Source organism: Psychrobacillus sp. INOP01, from assembly GCF_018140925.1.
In the GTDB taxonomy this organism is placed as follows: Bacteria; Bacillota; Bacilli; order Bacillales_A; family Planococcaceae; genus Psychrobacillus.
This window is the reverse complement of the sequence record NZ_CP073315.1, coordinates 724,335-743,745: the sequence shown is the minus strand read 5'-3', so window position 1 is coordinate 743,745 and position 19,411 is coordinate 724,335. Positions and strand designations below refer to the sequence as shown.

Annotated in this window: 20 protein-coding genes; 17 read left to right on the top strand and 3 right to left on the bottom strand. The window is 35.8% G+C overall.

Features of this window, described 5'->3' with window-relative positions:
• Window positions 1-60 precede the first annotated feature (60 nt).
• The 15 genes from KD050_RS03715 to KD050_RS03645 all read left to right on the top strand — a co-directional run bounded on the left by KD050_RS03715 (window position 61) and on the right by KD050_RS03645 (window position 12,113).
• Complete coding sequence (locus KD050_RS03715) at window positions 61-579, top strand: DUF84 family protein (protein ID WP_211894913.1); 519 nt, start codon at window positions 61-63, stop codon at window positions 577-579.
• A 66-nt stretch (window positions 580-645) separates the two neighbouring features.
• Window positions 646-1,158, top strand: coding sequence for a hypothetical protein (locus KD050_RS03710; RefSeq protein ID WP_211894912.1), 513 nt, complete (start codon window positions 646-648; stop codon window positions 1,156-1,158).
• A 13-nt stretch (window positions 1,159-1,171) separates the two neighbouring features.
• On the top strand, window positions 1,172-1,483 hold the full coding sequence (locus KD050_RS03705) for a thioredoxin family protein (RefSeq protein ID WP_211894911.1): 312 nt from the start codon (window positions 1,172-1,174) through the stop codon (window positions 1,481-1,483).
• 57 nt (window positions 1,484-1,540) lie between these two features.
• Complete coding sequence (locus KD050_RS03700) at window positions 1,541-2,356, top strand: DUF1444 family protein (RefSeq protein WP_211894910.1); 816 nt, start codon at window positions 1,541-1,543, stop codon at window positions 2,354-2,356.
• Window positions 2,353-2,958, top strand: coding sequence for a YtpR family tRNA-binding protein (gene ytpR, locus KD050_RS03695; RefSeq protein WP_211894909.1), 606 nt, complete (start codon window positions 2,353-2,355; stop codon window positions 2,956-2,958). The genes KD050_RS03700 and ytpR overlap by 4 nt, the downstream gene beginning before the upstream one ends.
• Before the next feature lie 300 nt (window positions 2,959-3,258).
• A complete protein-coding gene (locus tag KD050_RS03690) occupies window positions 3,259-5,820 on the top strand; it encodes a DNA translocase FtsK (RefSeq protein ID WP_211894908.1) in 2,562 nt (853 codons plus the stop codon).
• Between the two features lie 388 nt (window positions 5,821-6,208).
• The gene (murC, locus tag KD050_RS03685; protein WP_211894907.1) at window positions 6,209-7,510 is read left to right on the top strand and encodes a UDP-N-acetylmuramate--L-alanine ligase; all 1,302 of its coding nucleotides are present in this window, start codon (window positions 6,209-6,211) and stop codon (window positions 7,508-7,510) included.
• A 141-nt stretch (window positions 7,511-7,651) separates the two neighbouring features.
• Window positions 7,652-8,116, top strand: coding sequence for a DUF948 domain-containing protein (locus tag KD050_RS03680; RefSeq protein WP_211894906.1), 465 nt, complete (start codon window positions 7,652-7,654; stop codon window positions 8,114-8,116).
• Between the two features lie 14 nt (window positions 8,117-8,130).
• Entirely contained in the window at window positions 8,131-8,706 is a 576-nt protein-coding gene (locus tag KD050_RS03675) for a YtxH domain-containing protein (protein ID WP_211894905.1), read from the top strand.
• Window positions 8,707-9,055: 349 nt separating this feature from the next.
• Complete coding sequence (locus KD050_RS21480) at window positions 9,056-9,193, top strand: NUDIX hydrolase (RefSeq protein ID WP_370627171.1); 138 nt, start codon at window positions 9,056-9,058, stop codon at window positions 9,191-9,193.
• Between the two features lie 222 nt (window positions 9,194-9,415).
• Window positions 9,416-9,688, top strand: a complete 273-nt coding sequence (locus tag KD050_RS03665) for a hypothetical protein (protein ID WP_211894904.1) — start codon at window positions 9,416-9,418, stop codon at window positions 9,686-9,688.
• Window positions 9,689-9,790: 102 nt separating this feature from the next.
• Complete coding sequence (locus tag KD050_RS03660; protein ID WP_211894903.1) at window positions 9,791-10,432, top strand: HAD family hydrolase; 642 nt, start codon at window positions 9,791-9,793, stop codon at window positions 10,430-10,432.
• Window positions 10,432-11,049 carry an NUDIX hydrolase gene (locus KD050_RS03655; protein WP_211894902.1) on the top strand — a complete coding sequence of 206 codons (618 nt, stop codon included), beginning with the start codon at window positions 10,432-10,434 and terminating at the stop codon, window positions 11,047-11,049. Before KD050_RS03660 ends, KD050_RS03655 begins: the two co-directional genes overlap by 1 nt.
• 38 nt (window positions 11,050-11,087) lie before the next feature.
• Entirely contained in the window at window positions 11,088-11,363 is a 276-nt protein-coding gene (locus KD050_RS03650) for a histidine kinase (RefSeq protein ID WP_211894901.1), read from the top strand.
• Window positions 11,364-11,447: 84 nt separating this feature from the next.
• On the top strand, window positions 11,448-12,113 hold the full coding sequence (locus tag KD050_RS03645) for a uridine kinase family protein (RefSeq protein WP_211894900.1): 666 nt from the start codon (window positions 11,448-11,450) through the stop codon (window positions 12,111-12,113).
• Between the two features lie 193 nt (window positions 12,114-12,306).
• Here KD050_RS03645 and KD050_RS03640 read toward each other — a convergent pair whose 3' ends face one another.
• Window positions 12,307-14,442 carry a cell division protein FtsA gene (locus KD050_RS03640; RefSeq protein ID WP_211894899.1) on the bottom strand — a complete coding sequence of 712 codons (2,136 nt, stop codon included), beginning with the start codon at window positions 14,440-14,442 and terminating at the stop codon, window positions 12,307-12,309.
• Between the two features lie 165 nt (window positions 14,443-14,607).
• On the opposite strand from KD050_RS03640, the gene KD050_RS03635 reads away from it, so the two are divergent.
• Window positions 14,608-15,693 (top strand): bifunctional 3-deoxy-7-phosphoheptulonate synthase/chorismate mutase, encoded by a 1,086-nt coding sequence (locus KD050_RS03635; protein ID WP_093496219.1) that lies wholly within the window; start codon window positions 14,608-14,610, stop codon window positions 15,691-15,693.
• 135 nt (window positions 15,694-15,828) lie between these two features.
• Window positions 15,829-16,827 (top strand): catabolite control protein A, encoded by a 999-nt coding sequence (gene ccpA / locus KD050_RS03630; protein WP_211894898.1) that lies wholly within the window; start codon window positions 15,829-15,831, stop codon window positions 16,825-16,827.
• A gap of 748 nt (window positions 16,828-17,575) precedes the next feature.
• Here the strand turns inward: ccpA and KD050_RS03625 are convergent.
• A complete protein-coding gene (locus KD050_RS03625) occupies window positions 17,576-18,748 on the bottom strand; it encodes an acetoin utilization protein AcuC (RefSeq protein WP_211896197.1) in 1,173 nt (390 codons plus the stop codon).
• Window positions 18,745-19,392 carry an acetoin utilization AcuB family protein gene (locus KD050_RS03620; protein ID WP_211894897.1) on the bottom strand — a complete coding sequence of 216 codons (648 nt, stop codon included), beginning with the start codon at window positions 19,390-19,392 and terminating at the stop codon, window positions 18,745-18,747. The genes KD050_RS03625 and KD050_RS03620 overlap by 4 nt, the downstream gene beginning before the upstream one ends.
• Window positions 19,393-19,411: the final 19 nt, after the last annotated feature.

Here is a 19,411-nt window from a genome sequence, read left to right as displayed (position 1 = left end):
TCGACAATTTTGAAAGATGCCTCTCAAGGCATCTTTTTATCTAGAAGGGAGGATTAATGTATGAAAATATTAATAGGTACACATAATAGAGCTAAAACAAAAGCCGTTCAAACGATTTCAAGCATTTATTATCCAAATGCTAAATTTGAGAATAGAGAAGTTCCTTCCCTAGTTTCCGATCAACCTATGAGTCAGGAAGAGACAAGGCAAGGTGCTATTAACCGTGCCAAGCATCTTATGGAAGATACAGATGCATTGTTTGGAATAGGTTTAGAAGGTGGAGTTCAAGAAATAGAAGGTCAGATGTACATTTGTAATTGGGGTGCACTGGTAACACAAAAGGGAGATGTGTTTACGGCTACTGGAGCTGGAGTTCCGCTGCCTATGGAAGTAGCTGAACAATTACTAGCAGGTGCGGAACTTGGACCTGTAATGGACGTCTATACTAATAAGAACGATATTCGACATGATGAAGGTGCAATTGGTGTATTTTCAAATGGACTTGTTAATAGAAGTACTATGTTTGAGCATATAATGCTTTTACTGATAGGGCAATTTGAATTTTCCAATAAGCCCTAGTAGTTGCAACTGTAGATAATCATCGTTAAAATATATAGCAGTTATGCGCTGAATGGAGGAAAGGGAATGGCTCGAAAATGGATGCGATTATTGATCGCGTCACTAGCTGTCATTTTATTAGCTGGATGTTCTTCATTAGAAGAACAGACTATAGATGGGCTTGAAAATGCAAAAGTAGCGTTTCAAGACGATGCAGAAAAACCAAATGAAAAAGTGAATGATATGAACATATTTTTACCTAGTGGTTTTTCAATAGAGGAAGAATCGGATGAGACGAATATTATTCTATCAAAAGGAAAAGATTCATTTATTCTCTTTATTAATCCTAATGAATTACCGAGCAGTCAACTATACTATGATTTGATGACTTCAGATAGTAATCTAGAAGTATTAGATGAAAAAACATTTGAGCAAAATGGTCGTTTTGGATTTGCTGCAATTATTGAAAACAGCGAAGAAAAGTATGAGCTTATAACGAGTATTGGTGGTATTAAACTAACAACTATTTCAGAGCAACAAGATATTGCCAATAACTTAGAGAACATGATGCTAATTGTGCGGTCAATTTCAACAAACTAGAGGAGTGGTACATATGGAAAACCTAGTTTCAATAGAACAATTCGAACAGTTAAAGCAGCGAGAAAAAGTTGTGTTTAAATTCACGGCCGATTGGTGTCCAGATTGTCATTTCATCGATCCATTCATGGGAGAGATAGAAGAAAAATTTACGAGTATCACTTTTATTTCTGTAGACCGTGATCAGTTTATCGATTTATGTATTGAGCTTGATATATTTGGTATTCCTAGTTTCCTAGCATTTGAAAATGGCGAAGAAAAAGGTCGATTTGTTAGTAAGGACCGTAAAACTAGGGAAGAAATTGAATCATTTCTTCAATCGATTTAGTCCATCAAAACGGTTCACCTAGTGGACCGTTTTGCTTATGAAAGGAAAAGATAACATATGAAAGCACTTGAACTAGTAAGACTCTTAAAAACAAAGCTTTCCGAAGATATATATACGTATGATTATAATAGAGAAACAAATAAGCTTCGATTGACTCATAAAGCAACAGGAAAAGGAATTGAAATTTCGGTTCCTCCAATTTTAGCTAAATATGAAACGAAAAAAGATGTGGCAATTAATGAGGTAGTGTATACGATACACGAAACATTTAAAGCAATGGAAAAAGAGATGGCCGGTGAAATAGATCCATCATTCTCGGTATACCCAGTTATCCGTTCCACTTCTTTTCCACTTAAGTCTAATGAAGGTAATCGTTTTATCACGAAGGATCATACAGCAGAAACCCGTATTTATTATGCTGTTGATCTAGGTAGCACTTACCGTTTACTAGATGAAAAAATGTTGGCGGATTGGAAAGTGAGAGAGACAGAAGTACGTGAACGAGCACTCTTCCAAGTAAGAAATTTAGAAAATCACTTTAAAACGGATGAGGTAGCAGGCAATATTTTTTATTTCTTTAATAATAAAGATGGATATGATGCAAGTCGTATACTCAACGAATCGCTATTAAAAGATATGAAAAAGAAAATTACTGGAGATATGACTATTTCTGTACCCCATCAAGATGTTATGATAATTGGTGATATAAGAAATGAAACAGGTTACGACGTACTTGCGCAAATGACAATGCATTTCTTCACCGTAGGAACCGTACCTATTACTTCATTATCTTTCATCTATGACAATGGAGATTTAGAACCAATATTTATCATGGCGAAAAATCGCGTATCAAAGGAGAACGAAGACAAATGAATATTTTTTACAACAAACCTGGAGTTGGAGATGTATTATTAATCCAATTAACACCTGAAAAAACACAAAACGTTATTACGGAAACAAATGGCGATGTTACACAAGTAAAAGATGCACAAACAAATAAAGTTTTGGCTATCAACATTTTTGAATTTAGTAAATATAAAGAACTGGAAGTACAAGGTAATGTTCCTTTAACTGCTGAAATAGTAGAATCTGTACAACAAATCTTAGTGAATAATGACGTTTCTTTTACCCTAGAAGTGGATCTATCACCTAAATTTGTAGTCGGTCACGTGGACTCATTAGAACAGCATCCAAATGCCGATAAATTAAAAGTATGCCAAGTAAACGTTGGGGAATCGACTTTACAAATCGTATGTGGTGCTCCCAATGTAGAAGCAGGACAAAAAGTAGTAGTAGCTAAAGTAGGTGCAGTAATGCCTTCAGGAATGGTTATTAAAGACGCTGAACTTAGAGGTGTTGCATCAAGTGGGATGCTATGCTCCGCAAGAGAATTGGCGATTCCAAACGCACCAGAAGTAAAAGGAATACTTATTATAGATGAGCAAAAAGAAGTTGGAAGTGAATTTTTAGTTTAATGAGTAAAAAGCATGCCTTATAGGTGTGCTTTTTTCGTAAATAGGAATCGTTAATAATTCCGAATATAACTATATAATCCGTTACTTGCTTTTCCATGTAGGTTACTTACGTTCGAATGTAATTTACTTGCGGACCGGAATATTTATCCATAAATTTCGGCATCCCAATACATAAGTGGCATTTTCGAGATAGGCAAAGTTCTAAAACACATGATTTTTTTCCCATTCTACTTCATATATACAGACGAAACCTATTATTATTGGTAGAATAAGAGGTATCTTTTAGAAAGAGTGATGAATTTGAATTGGTTAAAAAAATTATTTGCATCAGAAGAAAAAGAATATGAAGAGGAATTCAATGAGCAACAACAAATAGTACATTCTGCAACGAAGAAAACTCCTTTTCGTTTCCCATTAATATCAGATGAAGAAAAAAATGAAGCAGTATATGGATATCCAAAGGAAGAAAAAATAGTTGAAACATATAAACAAGAACCATATTTCAAGGAACCAGAATATAAACCATTACATACACAAAACATATGGCAGCAACGTGCACAACCTACTGTCATACACAGGGCAGCAGAGAAGAAAATTGTAGAGGGAAAAAAAGTAGTGGATACTCCCGGTATAAATCGAAAGAAAAGAGCATTTACACCAACAGAAGTGCCATCTCCGATTTATGGATTTTCCAAAACAGTAGTAGATAATAAAGTAAAAGAAAAAGAGATATTAGTAGATAGAGAACAAAAAACGAAAACGGTAAGTTCAGAGGTTCTATTTAATCCGGAGCCAATTATTCCGGTACAAGAAATGGTTGAAGAAGTAAATCATGTAATAGAAGTGAGTGAAGTAGTGCAGGATGATGTACAAGTAACTGAGTTAGTAGAAGTTGTACAAGCAGAGGTAGCTGTAACGAAAGCGCAAGAAACAATTGAACCAGTTCCTAATGAAGTAGAAGAAGTTCGAGAGTTTGAAGTAGTGCAGGATGATGTACAAGTAACTGAGTTAGTAGAAGTTGTACAAGCAGAGGTAGCTGTAACGAAAGCGCAAGAAACAATTGAACCAGTTCCTAATGAAGTAGAAGAAGTTCGAGAGTTTGAAGTAGTGCAGGATGATTTACAAGTAACTGAGTTAGTGGAAGTTGTACAAGCAGAGGTAGCTGAAACGAAAGTACAAGAAACAATTGAACCAATTCATAATACGGAGATCTTAGAAACAGAAAAACCTGTGAAAGAAAACATTAGACCTTTTAATGTACTAATGTTGAAATCAGATAAAAGTAAAATGAATAGAATAGATATTATGAACAAAATATCCCCTGTAGCAAAGAAGGCGGTCACTATAACAACGCCCTCAACTCAACAGGAACAAAAAGAAATGACTGAGCGGGTTCAAGTTAGTGAGCAGGAAATAGAGCAAATTTTAGTGGAAGAGCAAGAAGAGATCCAAACTAATTATGTAAGACCATCATTTAGTCATTTACTTCCGCCGGAAATGAATGTGGAGGATAGAGAATGGATGGAGGAGCAGGCATTCACGTTAGTAGATGCGCTGTCTCATTTTCAAGTAACTGGTGAAATTGTTCAAATGGTACAGGGACCAGCAGTCACCCAATTTGAAATAACGGTTGGTCAGGGGACTAAAGTAAGTAAAATACGCAACCTAGCGGATGACCTCAAACTTGCATTAGCAGCAAAGGATATTCGTATTCAAGCACCTATTCCGGGAAAGAGATCAATAGGAATTGAGATACCAAACAGAACGTCTCGCGCAGTACGCTTATCTGAAGTAATAAATACAGATACATTTTTACACTCAGAATCCCCACTAGAGGCGGCTTTAGGATTAGATCTTACAGGCAAACCAGTGACATTAGATTTGCGTAAAATGCCGCACGGACTCATAGCGGGAGCAACTGGATCTGGGAAATCTGTATTTATTAACTCATTATTAGTAAGTCTCTTGTATAAAGCGACGCCTGATGAAGTAAAATTATTACTAATCGATCCAAAAATGGTTGAGCTTGCGCCGTTCAATCATATTCCACATCTTGTCAGTCCAGTTATTACGGATGTAAAAGCTGCAACTGCTGCATTGAAATGGGCAGTGGAGGAAATGGAACGACGCTATCAACTATTTGCTCATATTGGGGTACGAGATATTACTAGATATAATACGCTTGCTACAGAGAAGCGACAGTTTGCTCAAAAGCTTCCTTATATTGTCATTGTTATTGATGAGCTTGCAGACTTGATGATGATGGCTCCTACGGAAGTAGAGGATGCTATTTGCCGAATCGCACAAAAAGCAAGAGCATGTGGCATACATTTAGTATTAGCTACACAGCGTCCTTCTGTAGATGTAATTACTGGCCTGATCAAAGCTAATATTCCTACACGTATTGCATTTTCTGTATCCTCACAAATTGATTCGCGTACCATTTTAGATCAGCAAGGTGCGGAACGTTTGCTAGGAAAAGGAGATATGCTTTATCAAGGAAATGGTATGTCCAGTCCTGTACGTATCCAAGGTACTTATGTCTCAGATGATGAAATTGAAAGTGTTATTGAATATGCTAGAGGTCAAGGTAATCCAGATTATATGTTTGTGCAAGAGGAACTACTCCAAAAAGAAATCACTTCTGAGCAGGATGATTTATTTGAAGAGGCTTGCCGTTTTATCGTAGAACAAGGCACTGCCTCCACTTCGTTATTACAACGTAAATTCCATCTAGGATATAACCGAGCAGCTCGTTTAATAGATGCTATGTATGAAAATGGATATATTACGGAACAAAAGGGAAGTAAGGCAAGAGATGTACTATTAACAAGCGATACGCTAGATGAAATATTTAGTTAAAATTGTTTATCTCGCTTTAACGGGCAGTAAGATTCCCACTTTAAGGAAAGTCCCAATTAACAAAGTGAAAGTGGGAGATCAACTGCCCGTAAAAGCCCGACATAGAACATAGACGAAAAAACGCAACATCGTGTGGCTTCGTCTATATAACTCACATCCTGCGAGCCACGGGTCAACAGAACGTTGATCACTCAGGCATTGCCGCAGGACGCGTTTTTTTTGCCAGAGTTCCATTTTCAATCAGTGGGGATAAAGAAAAACCCCACTGATTGAAGTTTCACTTTATTAATGTTTTACAAAAAAAGTGATATAATTATAAATACGTCAAAATAGGCGCATGAAATATTTAATGTATATAAGTGGGGCGAATCCCAGGAGGTTTATACGTATGACAAAGTACCATTTTACAGGCATTAAAGGGTCTGGAATGAGTCCATTAGCGCAAATTTTGCATGATACTGGCTATGAAGTACAAGGCTCTGATATTGAAAAATATTTTTTTACTGAAAAACCATTACATGAGCGAAATATAAACATATTACTATTTGGTGAATCGAATATTAAAGAGGGTTGGACTATTATTGCAGGAAATGCGTTTCCAGATAGTCATCCTGAGTTAGTCAAAGCTAAAGAACTTGGCTTAGAAGTAATTAGGTATCATGACTTCTTAGGGAATTATATGAGTCAGTTTACTTCTATAGCAGTTACAGGTGCTCATGGAAAAACATCGACTACTGGTTTGTTATCTCATGTATTAAGTGGATACCAACCCACATCCTATTTAATAGGGGATGGTACCGGAAAAGGTATGCAAAATGCTGCTAATTTTGTGTTTGAGGCTTGCGAATATCGCCGTCATTTTCTAGCGTACAATCCGGATTATGCCATTATGACAAATGTTGATTTTGATCATCCAGATTATTTCCAAGATATTGATGATGTATTCCAAGCATTTCAGTCAATGGCAATGCAAGTGAAAAAAGGCATCTTCGCTTGTGGAGATGATAAATACTTGCAACAGATTAAATCGGAAGTTCCTGTCGTATACTACGGTTTTGGGGAACATAATGATTTTGCTGCACGCAATATTGAAATTACTCCAAAAGGTACATCTTTTGATGTATTTGTACGCAACGAATTTTATGATCGCTTCTCTATTCCATTGTTTGGTGACCATACTATTCTAAATGCTCTTGCAGTTATTTCTCTATGCCATTATGAAGGTGTCCCAGCAGATACTATTCAAAAAGGATTAGAGACATTTGAAGGAGTTAAAAGAAGGTTTACGGAGACTATAGTAGGTAATGATATTATCATTGATGATTATGCTCATCATCCGACAGAAATAAAAGCAACTATTCAATCAGCTAGACAAAAGTATCCGACTCATCAAATTATTGCGATTTTCCAACCACATACTTTTACAAGAACTCAAAAGTTTTTACAAGAATTCAGTGAGGCTTTGAGTTTGGCAGATAGAGTCTATTTATGTGATATTTTTGGATCTGCAAGAGAGAATGCAGGGAATTTAACAATTGCAAACCTTGGAGATATTATCGAAGGTAGCCATATTTTAACAGAAGAAAATGTAGCGGAATTGCAGACAAAAGAACATTCTGTTTTCTTATTTATGGGAGCAGGGGACGTTCAAAAGTATCAGCAAGCTTTCGAAGCAAAACTTAATAACTAATAAAAAAGCTTAATCTATCTGGATTAAGCTTTTTTTTGAAGGATATTTAAAAGAAACGTAGTATAGTATAAGTAGGAAGTTTAATTTGATTTGATTAGGGTAAAATTGTATTAAGACATATACGCTTTAGGAGGATGTAAAATGGAAAATCTTTTATACATAGCCGCTATTATAGCCGCTGTTGCATTTCTAATACTTTGTATTAGTTTAGCAATGACATTATTTTCAGTTAAGAAGACGCTTAATAATGTAGCAGACACATTAGATGGGTTAGAAACAAATTTACAAAACATGACAAAAGAAACAGCTGAACTACTTCATAAAACAAACGATTTAGCAGAAGATATTCAAGCTAAATCTGAGAAGTTAAATACAGTAGTCGATGCAGTTAAAAATGTGGGGACTTCAGTAAATGGATTTAATCATTCTATCCAACGCTTAACAACTTCTGTAACCACTGAAGTGGAGAAGAATGAAGAAAAAATTGCCCAGGTTGTGCAATGGAGTAACGTTTTCCTCGGTGTTCGCGACAAATGGAAAGAACGTAAAGCGTTAGAACGTGCTGGGTATTATACTTACGATAACGACAACCATAAACCACTATAATCGGAGGGATTTACATGACAAATCAAAAACAAACTAAACCTAACTATAGCGAAGCAACATACAATCATGAATATTATGCAAACCAACCATCTTATAATCAGCAAGGAAATTCGAATTATCCACCAGTTCCATATTACAACAATGATTCAAGAGATGATATTTATCGTGACGAAGAAGTAAATGGTAAGGATTTTATCATCGGCGTTTTAATCGGTGGAATTATTGGGGCAACAACCGCATTATTATTAGCACCAAAAACTGGTACAGAGCTTCGTGGAAATCTTTCTACACAGGCAGGTCAGCTTAAAGAAAAAACAATGGACTTTTCATCTACTGCAAAAGAAAAAACAACGCAACTTTCTAAGCAAATCCAAGAGCAATCTGGACAATTAGTTGATAAAGTAAAAGCCATTAAACCAACTGCCTCTTCGCCACTTGATGACGGTACAGCATCATCTGAGGGAGAAGAACCAATGGAATTTATGGAAACTATCTCTCATACAACAGAAGAATTAACGGAACAAGAAGAAAACGCAACAGCAATAGCAGAGGCTATTAAAGAAGCAGTTGTAGGAGAAGAAAAAAAGTAAACTTTAAAAAATTCAAATAACTAAATACAAAGGAGCATTGCTTTATGCAGTGCTTTTTTTTATTGGTTGTGTCAATTACTAATTACTTATATCAATAACAACGTTAACGTTTACGCGATTATACATTCAGTTGTTTGCATATATAAAGTGGGCATCGTTGATTGTAGAGGTGCCTGCGGACAGCATCGCCCTGTTTCTGCATCGCTACGCTATCTTCAAGTGTGCTAGAGAGTAAATTCCATTGTTCAGATAACACTACTCTATTGTGAAATTAATTTAGTTAAATAAAAAGAAGGTAATTTCTACAAAATGTAGAAATGTGTATGGAAAGAAACATTAGGAGGTAGTTATGGGCTATATTGAGGATATACGTAGAGTTGTTGGCAATCAACCTTTAATCTTAGTTGGAGTTGCAGTTGCAGTAATTAATGAGAGAGGGGAATTGCTGTTACAAAAACGTTCTATCCCGTTACAATCGCTTATGTAACAAAAGAGATTACACAAGGAATTCTTAAGGCTGATGGTAAAGAGACAATAGAAGCTAAATTCTATAAATTGAATGAGCTACCAGAAGGACTTAATCCACTTATTAAAAATCTTATTAGGCAATACATTTCTTTCTAGAATATGTGAAGGAGGCTATACTGAGAATTATTTGTTCAATGATTAGATCTTTATTATTCGGGCACGCTATTTTAGAGGTGACGATATGAATTTTCCAATAATACATACAAACTTTTGGGATGCCCTGATAGCTATTCCAGTAATAATGATTCTAACTCAATTAATAAAAATCTATTTTAAAATACCTAACAGATTTATTCCTCCAATTGCATTAATAATAGGTCTATTAATTTCTATCTTTATTAGCCATCGACATAATCTAGTCGCAGGCATTTTTATGGGTTGGTTTTATGGCTATGCTGCTATAGGCAATTACGCTGCTTTAAAAACATCATTAATTGCATATAGAAATAAGTAACGAACTATTTTAATAAGAGAGAATTTATAAATAATATGGTAATATTAGTTTATAGAATTAAGGGAAATCACGGGTTCTCTTACATATTATAGGGGGAAACTAATGAGAGCGATAATATTTGATTTTGATGGGACGTTGGCTAATACTTTGCCCATTTGCTTTTATGCTTTTCAAAATGTGTTTAAAAAATTCGATAATAAGGATCTTAGTTCAGAAGAAATAAAGGATATGTTTGGTCCTTCTGAAACAGGTATTATTAGAAATAACCTGTCTAATCCTAATAAGGAGGAGGCTATCGAATATTATTACGAAAAATATTCTGAACATCATAAAAGTTTAGTAGTAAGTAATCTTGAAATACTAGAATTGTTGAAGTCCTTGAAAGAGTTAGATATAAAAATAGGAATTTTTACTGGAAAGGCAAAAAGAAGCTTAGATATCTCTTTAAAAGCATTAGATATGGATGGATTGTTTGACGTAATAATAACTGGTGATGATGTTATAAATCCTAAGCCTGATTCAGAGGGGCTGCTAAAAGCTTTGTCTATTTTAGAAGTAATCAATTCGGACACAATTTATATTGGTGATAGTGATGCAGACGTAATTGCAGGAATGCGAGCTAATGTCTTTACAATTGGTGTACAGTGGTTACCGGAGTACCAAACATCTACATTCAGCGAACAACCAAATTTAATAGTAAAAAGTGTAAAAGAATTTAAAAGCTCCCTCAAAGTAGGTGTCTAATGACTAAACAATGGTTAGAGTGGGCAAAAAGAATTCAGGCTTTGTCCCAGTCTGGACTGGCATTTTCTAAAGATATTTATGATATCGAACGTTATGAAGAATTACGTAATATCAGTATAGAAATTATGGCAGAACATACAGCACTAGAAATGGATAAAGTTAGGGATTTATTTGCGAATGAAACCGGTTACCAAACTCCAAAAGTTGATGTTCGTGGTGTGGTTTTTAAAAATAATCAGATCTTAATGGTTAAAGAAAATATAGATGATAAATGGGCTCTACCAGGTGGATTTTGTGATATAGGGCTATCACCTTCTGAAAATGTTGTTAAGGAAATAAAAGAGGAGTCTGGTTTTGAAGTTGTACCAATCAGATTAATTGCATTATTGGATAAAAACAAACATCCACATCCGCCAGAAGCTTATCATTATTATAAGATATTTATATTGTGTGAAATTATTGGTGGGAAGCCTACTACAGGCACTGAAACGAGTAACATAAACTTTTTTTCGGAACATAATTTACCGGAGCTTTCTTCTAATAGGAATACAGAGTCACAGATTAAAATGCTCTTCGAGTTTTTGAGGAATCCACTAAAAGAAACGATATTTGATTAATATAAAGAGCAAGTTTAAATGAAAATGAGGATGATTTGATGAGGAGATATTTGGGTTGGATTTCATTGGTACTGATCATAATATTTATCGTTTTAGCTTTTATTATCCCGCAAGTATTGAATCCTTTACCTGATTCCTTGGACTTAATATTATTACTGCTATTGCTATTGGGTTCATTTTTCACTGCTCTTTTTAGTTTAAAAGGTCGTTTACAAACAATTACTTTACTTATTTCTTCTCTTGGTATGCTAGCTTTGTTACTCATAACTATTTTCGCTGTTGGTATGATTTTGTTTGGAAACTTTGGTACATAGGAAAAGAATTCTATTTAATAATTAGTAGAAATGGATTTTATGGTAAGACATAAACATCAATATAATAGAGCAAAAGAGGGAAATATGGACAACATAATACATGAAATAGCCAATTTGACTACCGCGAAGGATAAAAGAATCACCATAGGAATTTCGGGTCATGGTGCATCTGGAAAGACAAAGTTTGCCAATAATCTTTTGAAGATTCTGGGATGTGACTTTGTAAATTATATCAATACAGACCCATATATTATTGGCTCTCAACTTAGGAAGTACACTCTGATCGATTATGAATATAAAAAACAACATCATCATGAAAAAATGACAGCCTGTCATCCAGCTGCTCATAATATATTTGCTTTAGAGAGAGACATTCATATGATGAGAGATGGTTTAGACTTTTATACAATAGGAACGGATTATACAAAGAGCACACTAATTTCTTCGCAAAACAAAATAAATATCGTAGAAGGCATGAGCGTTGCATTTACAGATCCCGATTTGTATGATCTTAAAGTTTACTTGTATACGGATGGAGAAACCGAGTTGATGAGAAGAAGTATAAGGGATATTTCTGAAAGAGGAATAGATATAAATTATTTAAGAAAATCTCATGAAATGCGGAGAATTCAATATGAATTATTCATGCATCCTTATCATGGAAATTTTGATATCGTTTTAAAAAATTCCAACGAAGAGTATATCCTTGAAAAAGGTAATTTTAATGAATTTGCAGAAAGAATTTTTTAAAGAATGTTAGCAAAAGAAGATTTGTTAGGAAATTACATTTGACTCAGAAATTGATGATTCGAACAGGTTTTAATATTTTCTATGTAAAACAAATGTAGCTAATAATCGATAAAAGAGCCCGATTCATATATGAATTTGGGCTCTTTTTGTGTCATTAATTTCAATCTGGCACCTTATTACCGTTCATATTAATTCATCCAAATACAATTTCCAATTGATCTCCACCGAATATTTCTTCATCGAAACGTGAAGGTTCTCCGTTTTTTAAAATTTCGAAGGAACCAGCATGTTCAGGCATATTCCATTCCGTAAAACGAAAAACATCTTGAAAGATCCAAGGAGAATTATTAACATCTTGCCACTGAATGTTCGATTCATTAGGAATAATATCAGTGGGAGACAACTGGACGCTGCCTTTATTAACTATTGCACATTCTTTCGAAAGCTCCACTGATTTATTTTGGAACTTAACTATTATTTTATCTACTAATTTCTTTTCTAGTTGAATTGCAATTTGTTCCAATGTTGGTGAACTAACAGTTTCCAGTTGTATAATATCATTCTCTTGAACAGAATAGGACTGTTTTACTGGACTCTCATTTAGTAATAACCTAGATGAATATGTCGGGATAAAATGGTTTTTATTATTTATCGTCACTGTATAAGGTTGAAGCTGCGTCAAGTAATTTTCTTTATGAATAGCATACAAAACTTGTTCAACTGTTTGTGGTGTCTCTACGGTAATGTTGTCATTCTCTTGTAACACAGTATCTAAAGATACCTTTTGGCCATTTATTTTAACTATCGGTTCTACTATATACATAACCCTTTGGAATGTAATAGATTTAATAGTTGCATCATCCAGAAGATCTCGTGCTGTGGCAAATCCTTCTTTACCGTCAATACCCTCTAAAAGTTCAATTTTATCCTTGTTTTGAATAGATGTTTTTGTATTGGCCTCTATACCATTCAGCTGGATAACAGCTGGCTTTCCATGCTCTCCTGGGATATGGATGATTTGCCCATTTACTTGTACAGTCAAAGCAGCTCCGGGTTTCCCATAGAGTTTACGAGCAGAAATGTTAGCAGCTAAAAAGGCATCTGCAATAGTCATTTCCTTTAGCTCAAACAAACGAACAATTTGATTGTTTACTTGCACAGACATGTATTGAATTGGTGCACGTTTTGCGGCAATAGCAATACCGATAGGGGTTACCAATTCAGGAGTAATTGGGATATGCTCTGCTTTTGTTAAATGCTGAATTGCATCTATACCGCGAACGGCTACGCGGTTGGCAGGTAAATTTAGTTTTTCAGCTAAAATACTAGGCAGGTTTGGTGTCAAACTTCCACCGCCAACTAGCATAACCGCCTTCGTAGGTTTGTTATTATTCAGTCGAAGAATCTCGCTTGAGATGGAATTAGCTAAAACCTCTATTGCAGGCTTAAGCGATTTGATAACTTCTTCTTTTGGGATATCTTGCTGGAAGCCTAAAATGTCTTCTATCTGGATAGAATCCTCGGTATTAATCATTCTTTTTGCTTCTTCAGCTAATGGGAAGTCCAATAAGTAATGATCACTCAAAGCCTCTGTAATTTCATCACCAGCTGTTGCGACCATACCGTAGGCGACCACGGTTCCTAAATCTGTGATGGCAATATCGGAAGTTCCAGCCCCAATATCCACTAATGCTACATTTAATCTTCGCATCGAAGGGGGGATCAACACATTAATCGCAGCTATTGGTTCTAGCGTCAATGCTTCCATTTCCAGGTTAGCCCGCTTAAGAGCAGAAAGAAGAGATTCTACTACGACGCGTGGTAGAAAAGTAGCGATCACCTCTATAGACGCTTCGTTTCCTTGCTGATCAACTAAACTTCCAATTTCTTCCCCATCTAATCGATAATAGACAACACTATATCCAACACAATAATAATGATTGGTATGTTTGTCTGTATCATTTTGAATTAGATTACTTTGTGCTTTTTGAACTGCTGATAACTCAAGTCTATTCATATCATCTTCTGTAAAAATAGGCCTATTCTTAATGTCCATTTTTACTTCGGCCTGCTCTGTTTTTAAAGCTCTTCCAGCGGCGGCCACGCTTACTTTTTCAAGAGTCCCATACTTTACCTCTAGTTTTTCTTTAACGGACTGAATTATCTCTGCCACTTTTAGTACATTATGTATTTGTCCGTCGACCATAGCTCGTTCTTTATGTTCTTCTACTAATATATCAACTACATGAAAAGAATCGCCATGTTCTTCTAAAATGATACCAACTACAGATCTTGTACCAATATCTAATGCAAATAATTTAGATGTCAATTTCCCACGTCCTTTTTTAGACAAATACTTTAGCGAGTTGAATCGCTAAAATAAAATGCGTGACATTTTCTCATGCATTGATTATAATATGTCTTATATCTAAAAATGTATCATAATTTTCTGTCGTTATAAAGTACCGATGGAGAGAAGAGAGGAGAATTATCTATGAGTCATGTAGATTTAGACGCTTTACGCGCGCGTGTTGATGAGATTAACGTAGAGATTTTACAGTTAATCAACGAAAGAACTGGTGTTATTCAAGAGATTGGTAAAGTAAAAGAAAAGCAAGGTGTTAATAGATATGATCCTCTTCGCGAAAGACATATGTTAGACCACTTGAAAGAAAATAACGCTGGACCACTTCCACAATCAACGGTTGAGCATATTTTTAAAGAAATTTTTAAAACTGCTTTGGAATTACAGGTGGACGATCAAAAGAAAGCACTTCTTGTTTCTCGTAAAAGAAAACCAGAAGACACAATTGTCAATATTAACGGGGAACAAATTGGAACAGGAACACCATCATTTGTATTTGGTCCTTGTTCAGTTGAATCCTATACTCAAGTAGCAGAAGTAGCAGCAGCTATCCAGTCTAAAGGGTTAAAGCTAATCCGTGGTGGAGCATATAAACCACGTACTTCTCCTTATGATTTCCAAGGACTAGGGTTAGAAGGTTTAAAAATATTAAAGAAAATTTCTAAAGAATTTGGATTGTCTACAGTCTCTGAGATTGTTACGCCAAGTCATTTGGATGAAGCACTTGATTATATTGATGTAGTACAAATTGGTGCTCGTAATATGCAAAACTTTGAATTATTAAAAGCTGTAGGATCTATCAATAAACCAGTCCTTTTAAAAAGAGGAATGGCTGCTACATTAGATGAATTCATTCATGCGGCTGAATATATTATGTCTCAAGGTAATGACCAAATTATCCTATGTGAACGCGGTATTCGTACTTATGAGCGTGCAACTCGAAACACATTAGACATTTCGGCTGTGCCAATTTTAAAACAAGAAACACATTTACCGGTATTTGTGGATGTAACGCATTCAACTGGTCGTCGTGATATTCTTCTACCTGCTGCAAAAGCTGCAATTGCAATTGGAGCAGACGGAGTAATGGCGGAGGTACATCCAGATCCAGCGGTAGCGTTATCGGATGCTGCACAACAAATGAACTTACAACAATTTGATGAGTTTTATGATTCCGTTCAAAAATTCTTGAAAAATCATGAGATTCATGCCTAGTTAGTGAAAAAATTCACAAAACCGACTCTTATTTTAGAGTCGGTTTTACTATTTGATTGAAACTTAGGACAGTTATCAAGTATTATTTATATATATGTATTTTTTGTATGTAAAAAGATGAAGGAGGGATATATGTTGACTATTACAATTTACGATGTTGCAAGAGAGGCAAACGTATCAATGGCAACTGTTTCACGTGTTGTAAATGGAAACCAGAATGTGAAGCCAGCTACACGTCAAAAAGTTTTGGCGGTAATTGAACGACTGGATTATCGACCGAATGCTGTTGCACGAGGATTAGCAAGTAAAAAGACAAAAACGGTCGGCGTTATCATTCCAGATATTTCGAATGTATTTTATGCAGAGCTTGTTCGTGGTATAGAAGATATTGCAACAATGTATCGTTACAACATCATTTTAACAAACTCCGATCAGCAAGAAGATAAAGAAGTACAATTACTGTCCACTTTATTAAGTAAGCAAGTAGATGGGGTAGTTATGATGAGCGATGAAATATCGCCTGAAATGTTGCATGAAATGAAAAGAGCAAGCGTTCCGATTGTTTTAGCAGGAACAGTGGAAACATCTAACTCGTTTCCTTCCGTAAATATTGAATATCATGAAGCAGCAGTGGATGCAGTTAATCGTCTTATCAAAAATGGTCATACTCGGATTGCATTTGTATCTGGATCTATTGATAGCACAATTACTAGATTATACAACTTATCAGGTTATGAAAAAGCGTTAAATGAGGCAGGTGTCGAAATTGACACAGATCTAATTGTTGGAGTCAATAATACATACGACGATGGTCTTGTTGCATGGGAGCAGTTACGAGAACTAAAGGATCCTCCAACAGCTTTTTTTGCCGGTAATGATGAAATTGCTATTGGCTTGATCCATGGAGCACAAGATAACGGTTTAAGTGTACCAGAGGATATCGAAGTAATAAGCTTTGAAAACTCAAAATTAACAAGAATGGTTAGACCTCAACTAACGAGTGTCGTATTACCTTTGTATGATATTGGTGCAGTTTCTATGAGGCTGTTGACGAAGCATATGAACAAAGAGAATATCGAAGAAGATACGGTTATTCTTCCGCATTGGATTGAGGAAAGAAAATCAGTGAAGTAAGTGAGCGCAGTATTTAAATACTTAAGGTAGGGTCGTGACAGCAGTCACGACCCTATATTTTAAAAAAAGTATATAAAATGTCCCGTGAACATTGGGTTCAAGAAACTTTATAGTATGAAAACTACCGCTGATTTCCGTTTCAGGTGGACGCGTTCCGCGGGGGGAGCGATGAGCTATCACCGTCGCTACGCGTCGCTGTGATATCTCATCTGTCTCACTCATCCCGCCGGAGTCGCCACCTTTCACTCCAATCAATTAAGTGAGTAATACCCAACAAGAAGATATAGCATAGCCTAGCGCTTAGATGAAAATAGTAGTCAAAGTTAAAATAGTGAAAAAACCGTCTGTTGAATAAGGGATACTATTCTGTAATGAAGGATGTAGGATGTAGATTTTTTTGTCAGTGGAAATAAAGAGAAATAGTAAGTGTTTACTAAATATAGAAGTGAAATAGCGAACGAAATTGCATCTTCGTGAGTTTCCTATAAAAATAGGGAAGTATTTTTTCTCTAGTTATCAAAAAGCGCATTAACCTGTTTCTAGAAGTTGTAGGAGGGCGACGGACAGACAAACGCCATAAGATTATCGAAAAAAGTGAGGCTGGTTGTGACGACTGTCACAACCAGCCTCACTAAAAAAATTACTCGATAATAATATAGCAAAGTTTCTGTTCAAAGCCCTTCGAAAACGATAGAAACAGGTTTTTCCCTAAATAGCACTGGCGCTTCTCATATTCAGTGCCCTTTGGTTACTGGTTTTTCTTAAATGATTGCTGATTCCGCAACTGATAAAGTGCTTTATCAAGCATTTGTTTATTCTTTTCCGTAATTTCTATCTTACGTGGAATAGCTTCGTAAAGAGGATCCGGATCTAACCAAGTAGGGATGAGTGGGATAGGCGACTCTTTAGACCATTTATCTAACCAGTTCTTTGGTAACTCGCCTACTGGAAGTTGAAAGTCATTCATCTCCATCCATACGTAGGACCATGCACGAGGTACTACTCTCCATATATCGTAGCCACCACCACCAACTGCAATCCATTTACCATCGCAAAATTCATGGGCAAGCTCATGAGCGAGCTTCGGAATCTCTTGATAGATTTTCATCGTCCCATATAGATGGGTAAGTGGATCAAAATAATGAGCATCAGCACCATTTTGGCTAAGAATAACATCTGGCTTAAATGCTTCCACAATTTCTCGAAAACTTGTCCGATAAATATCTAAAAAGGACTCATCCTCTGTAAAAGCATCAATAGGGAAATTAAAGGAGGTACCATAACCTTCTCCGGAGCCTCTTTCCGTGATATTCCCAGTCCCTGGGAATAGATATCTTCCTGTTTCATGAATCGAAATGGTACACACATTTGGATCATCATAAAAACTCCATTGAACTCCGTCTCCGTGATGCGCATCTGTATCTATGTAAAGAACACGTGCATTATACTTTTCTTGCATATACTTAATAGCAACAGAACTATCATTATATACACAAAAACCAGATGCACGTCCTCTGAAACCGTGATGAAGACCGCCACCTAAATTCACCGCATGGGAAGATTTCCCTTCCATCACATAGTCAACTGCGGTCAAAGTGCCTCCGACTAGAATTGCACTTGCTTCATGCATATCCGGAAAGATAGGGGTATCCTCAGTGCCAATACCATAGCTTTCATATTTAGTACTATCTGCGTTTTCCTTGCTTGCTTCCTTTACTATCTCAATATAGTTTGCATCATGGACGAGAAGTAGTTCCTCGTCTGTAGCCATTCTAGGAGGGACTATTTCTGATAAAGATAAAGCATTTATTTCTTTTAGTAGATCAACGGTTAATGTGAGTCTTTTTTGATTGAATGGATGAGTATCCGAAAACTTGTAGCCTAACTGGTCCTCGGAAAAAACAAATACAGCATTTTTCATAGCCCTAGTCCCGGATGATTTGGCCATAATACCTCGTAGCCCTCTGCTCGAATAGCTTCAATAAGTACAAGTGGGTTTATAGTCTTTACACGGAGCACTAAGATTTTATAATCACTTTTATCTTTATCAGGATAAACTAATACACTTAACACATTTACTTTTTGATCGTGAAAAACTTTAGAAACGCCGAACAGAACACCAGGCTTGTTAGGAACTCGGATTTCAATTTGGGATCCTGGCTGATGAACACCTGTTAGTTCGATAAATTTGTATAGTAAATCGGACTCGGTGATCATTCCTACAAGTTTTCCATGTGATACGATTGGTAAACAACCAATTCGATTATCATAAAAGATACTAGCTGTTTCCTCCACGAAGTCTAAAGGATGACCCGTTATCGGGTTTTTGGTCATAATTTCTTCTAATGTACGATTATATATTTCTGGGTCCGATACATTTTGTAGTGTAGAAGGAGTTGCTTCTTTTAAGTCTCGATCGGTCACGACGCCAAGTACTTGTCGTTTGTCATTAATGATTGGTAAATGACGTATTTTCTTCTCTTTGAGTAATTGTAATGCATCATTTATCGTATGTCCCGGTGTTAAACTCGGTACGGAAATATTCATGATTTGTTCAACTAGCATGTGCATGAACTCCTTTTGT

Bases quoted from the DNA above. Each gene is read 5' to 3' on its own strand.
- KD050_RS03715 (WP_211894913.1), top strand. From the start codon at position 61: ATGAAAATATTAATAGGTACACATAATAGAGCTAAAACAAAAGCCGTT.
- KD050_RS03710 (WP_211894912.1), top strand. From the start codon at position 646: ATGGCTCGAAAATGGATGCGATTATTGATCGCGTCACTAGCTGTCATT.
- KD050_RS03705 (WP_211894911.1), top strand. From the start codon at position 1,172: ATGGAAAACCTAGTTTCAATAGAACAATTCGAACAGTTAAAGCAGCGA.
- KD050_RS03700 (WP_211894910.1), top strand. From the start codon at position 1,541: ATGAAAGCACTTGAACTAGTAAGACTCTTAAAAACAAAGCTTTCCGAA.
- ytpR (WP_211894909.1), top strand. From the start codon at position 2,353: ATGAATATTTTTTACAACAAACCTGGAGTTGGAGATGTATTATTAATC.
- murC (WP_211894907.1), top strand. From the start codon at position 6,209: ATGACAAAGTACCATTTTACAGGCATTAAAGGGTCTGGAATGAGTCCA.
- KD050_RS03680 (WP_211894906.1), top strand. From the start codon at position 7,652: ATGGAAAATCTTTTATACATAGCCGCTATTATAGCCGCTGTTGCATTT.
- KD050_RS03675 (WP_211894905.1), top strand. From the start codon at position 8,131: ATGACAAATCAAAAACAAACTAAACCTAACTATAGCGAAGCAACATAC.
- KD050_RS21480 (WP_370627171.1), top strand. From the start codon at position 9,056: ATGGGCTATATTGAGGATATACGTAGAGTTGTTGGCAATCAACCTTTA.
- KD050_RS03665 (WP_211894904.1), top strand. From the start codon at position 9,416: ATGAATTTTCCAATAATACATACAAACTTTTGGGATGCCCTGATAGCT.
- KD050_RS03660 (WP_211894903.1), top strand. From the start codon at position 9,791: ATGAGAGCGATAATATTTGATTTTGATGGGACGTTGGCTAATACTTTG.
- KD050_RS03655 (WP_211894902.1), top strand. From the start codon at position 10,432: ATGACTAAACAATGGTTAGAGTGGGCAAAAAGAATTCAGGCTTTGTCC.
- KD050_RS03650 (WP_211894901.1), top strand. From the start codon at position 11,088: ATGAGGAGATATTTGGGTTGGATTTCATTGGTACTGATCATAATATTT.
- KD050_RS03645 (WP_211894900.1), top strand. From the start codon at position 11,448: ATGGACAACATAATACATGAAATAGCCAATTTGACTACCGCGAAGGAT.
- KD050_RS03635 (WP_093496219.1), top strand. From the start codon at position 14,608: ATGAGTCATGTAGATTTAGACGCTTTACGCGCGCGTGTTGATGAGATT.
- KD050_RS03625 (WP_211896197.1), bottom strand. From the start codon at position 18,748: ATGAAAAATGCTGTATTTGTTTTTTCCGAGGACCAGTTAGGCTACAAG.
- KD050_RS03620 (WP_211894897.1), bottom strand. From the start codon at position 19,392: ATGCTAGTTGAACAAATCATGAATATTTCCGTACCGAGTTTAACACCG.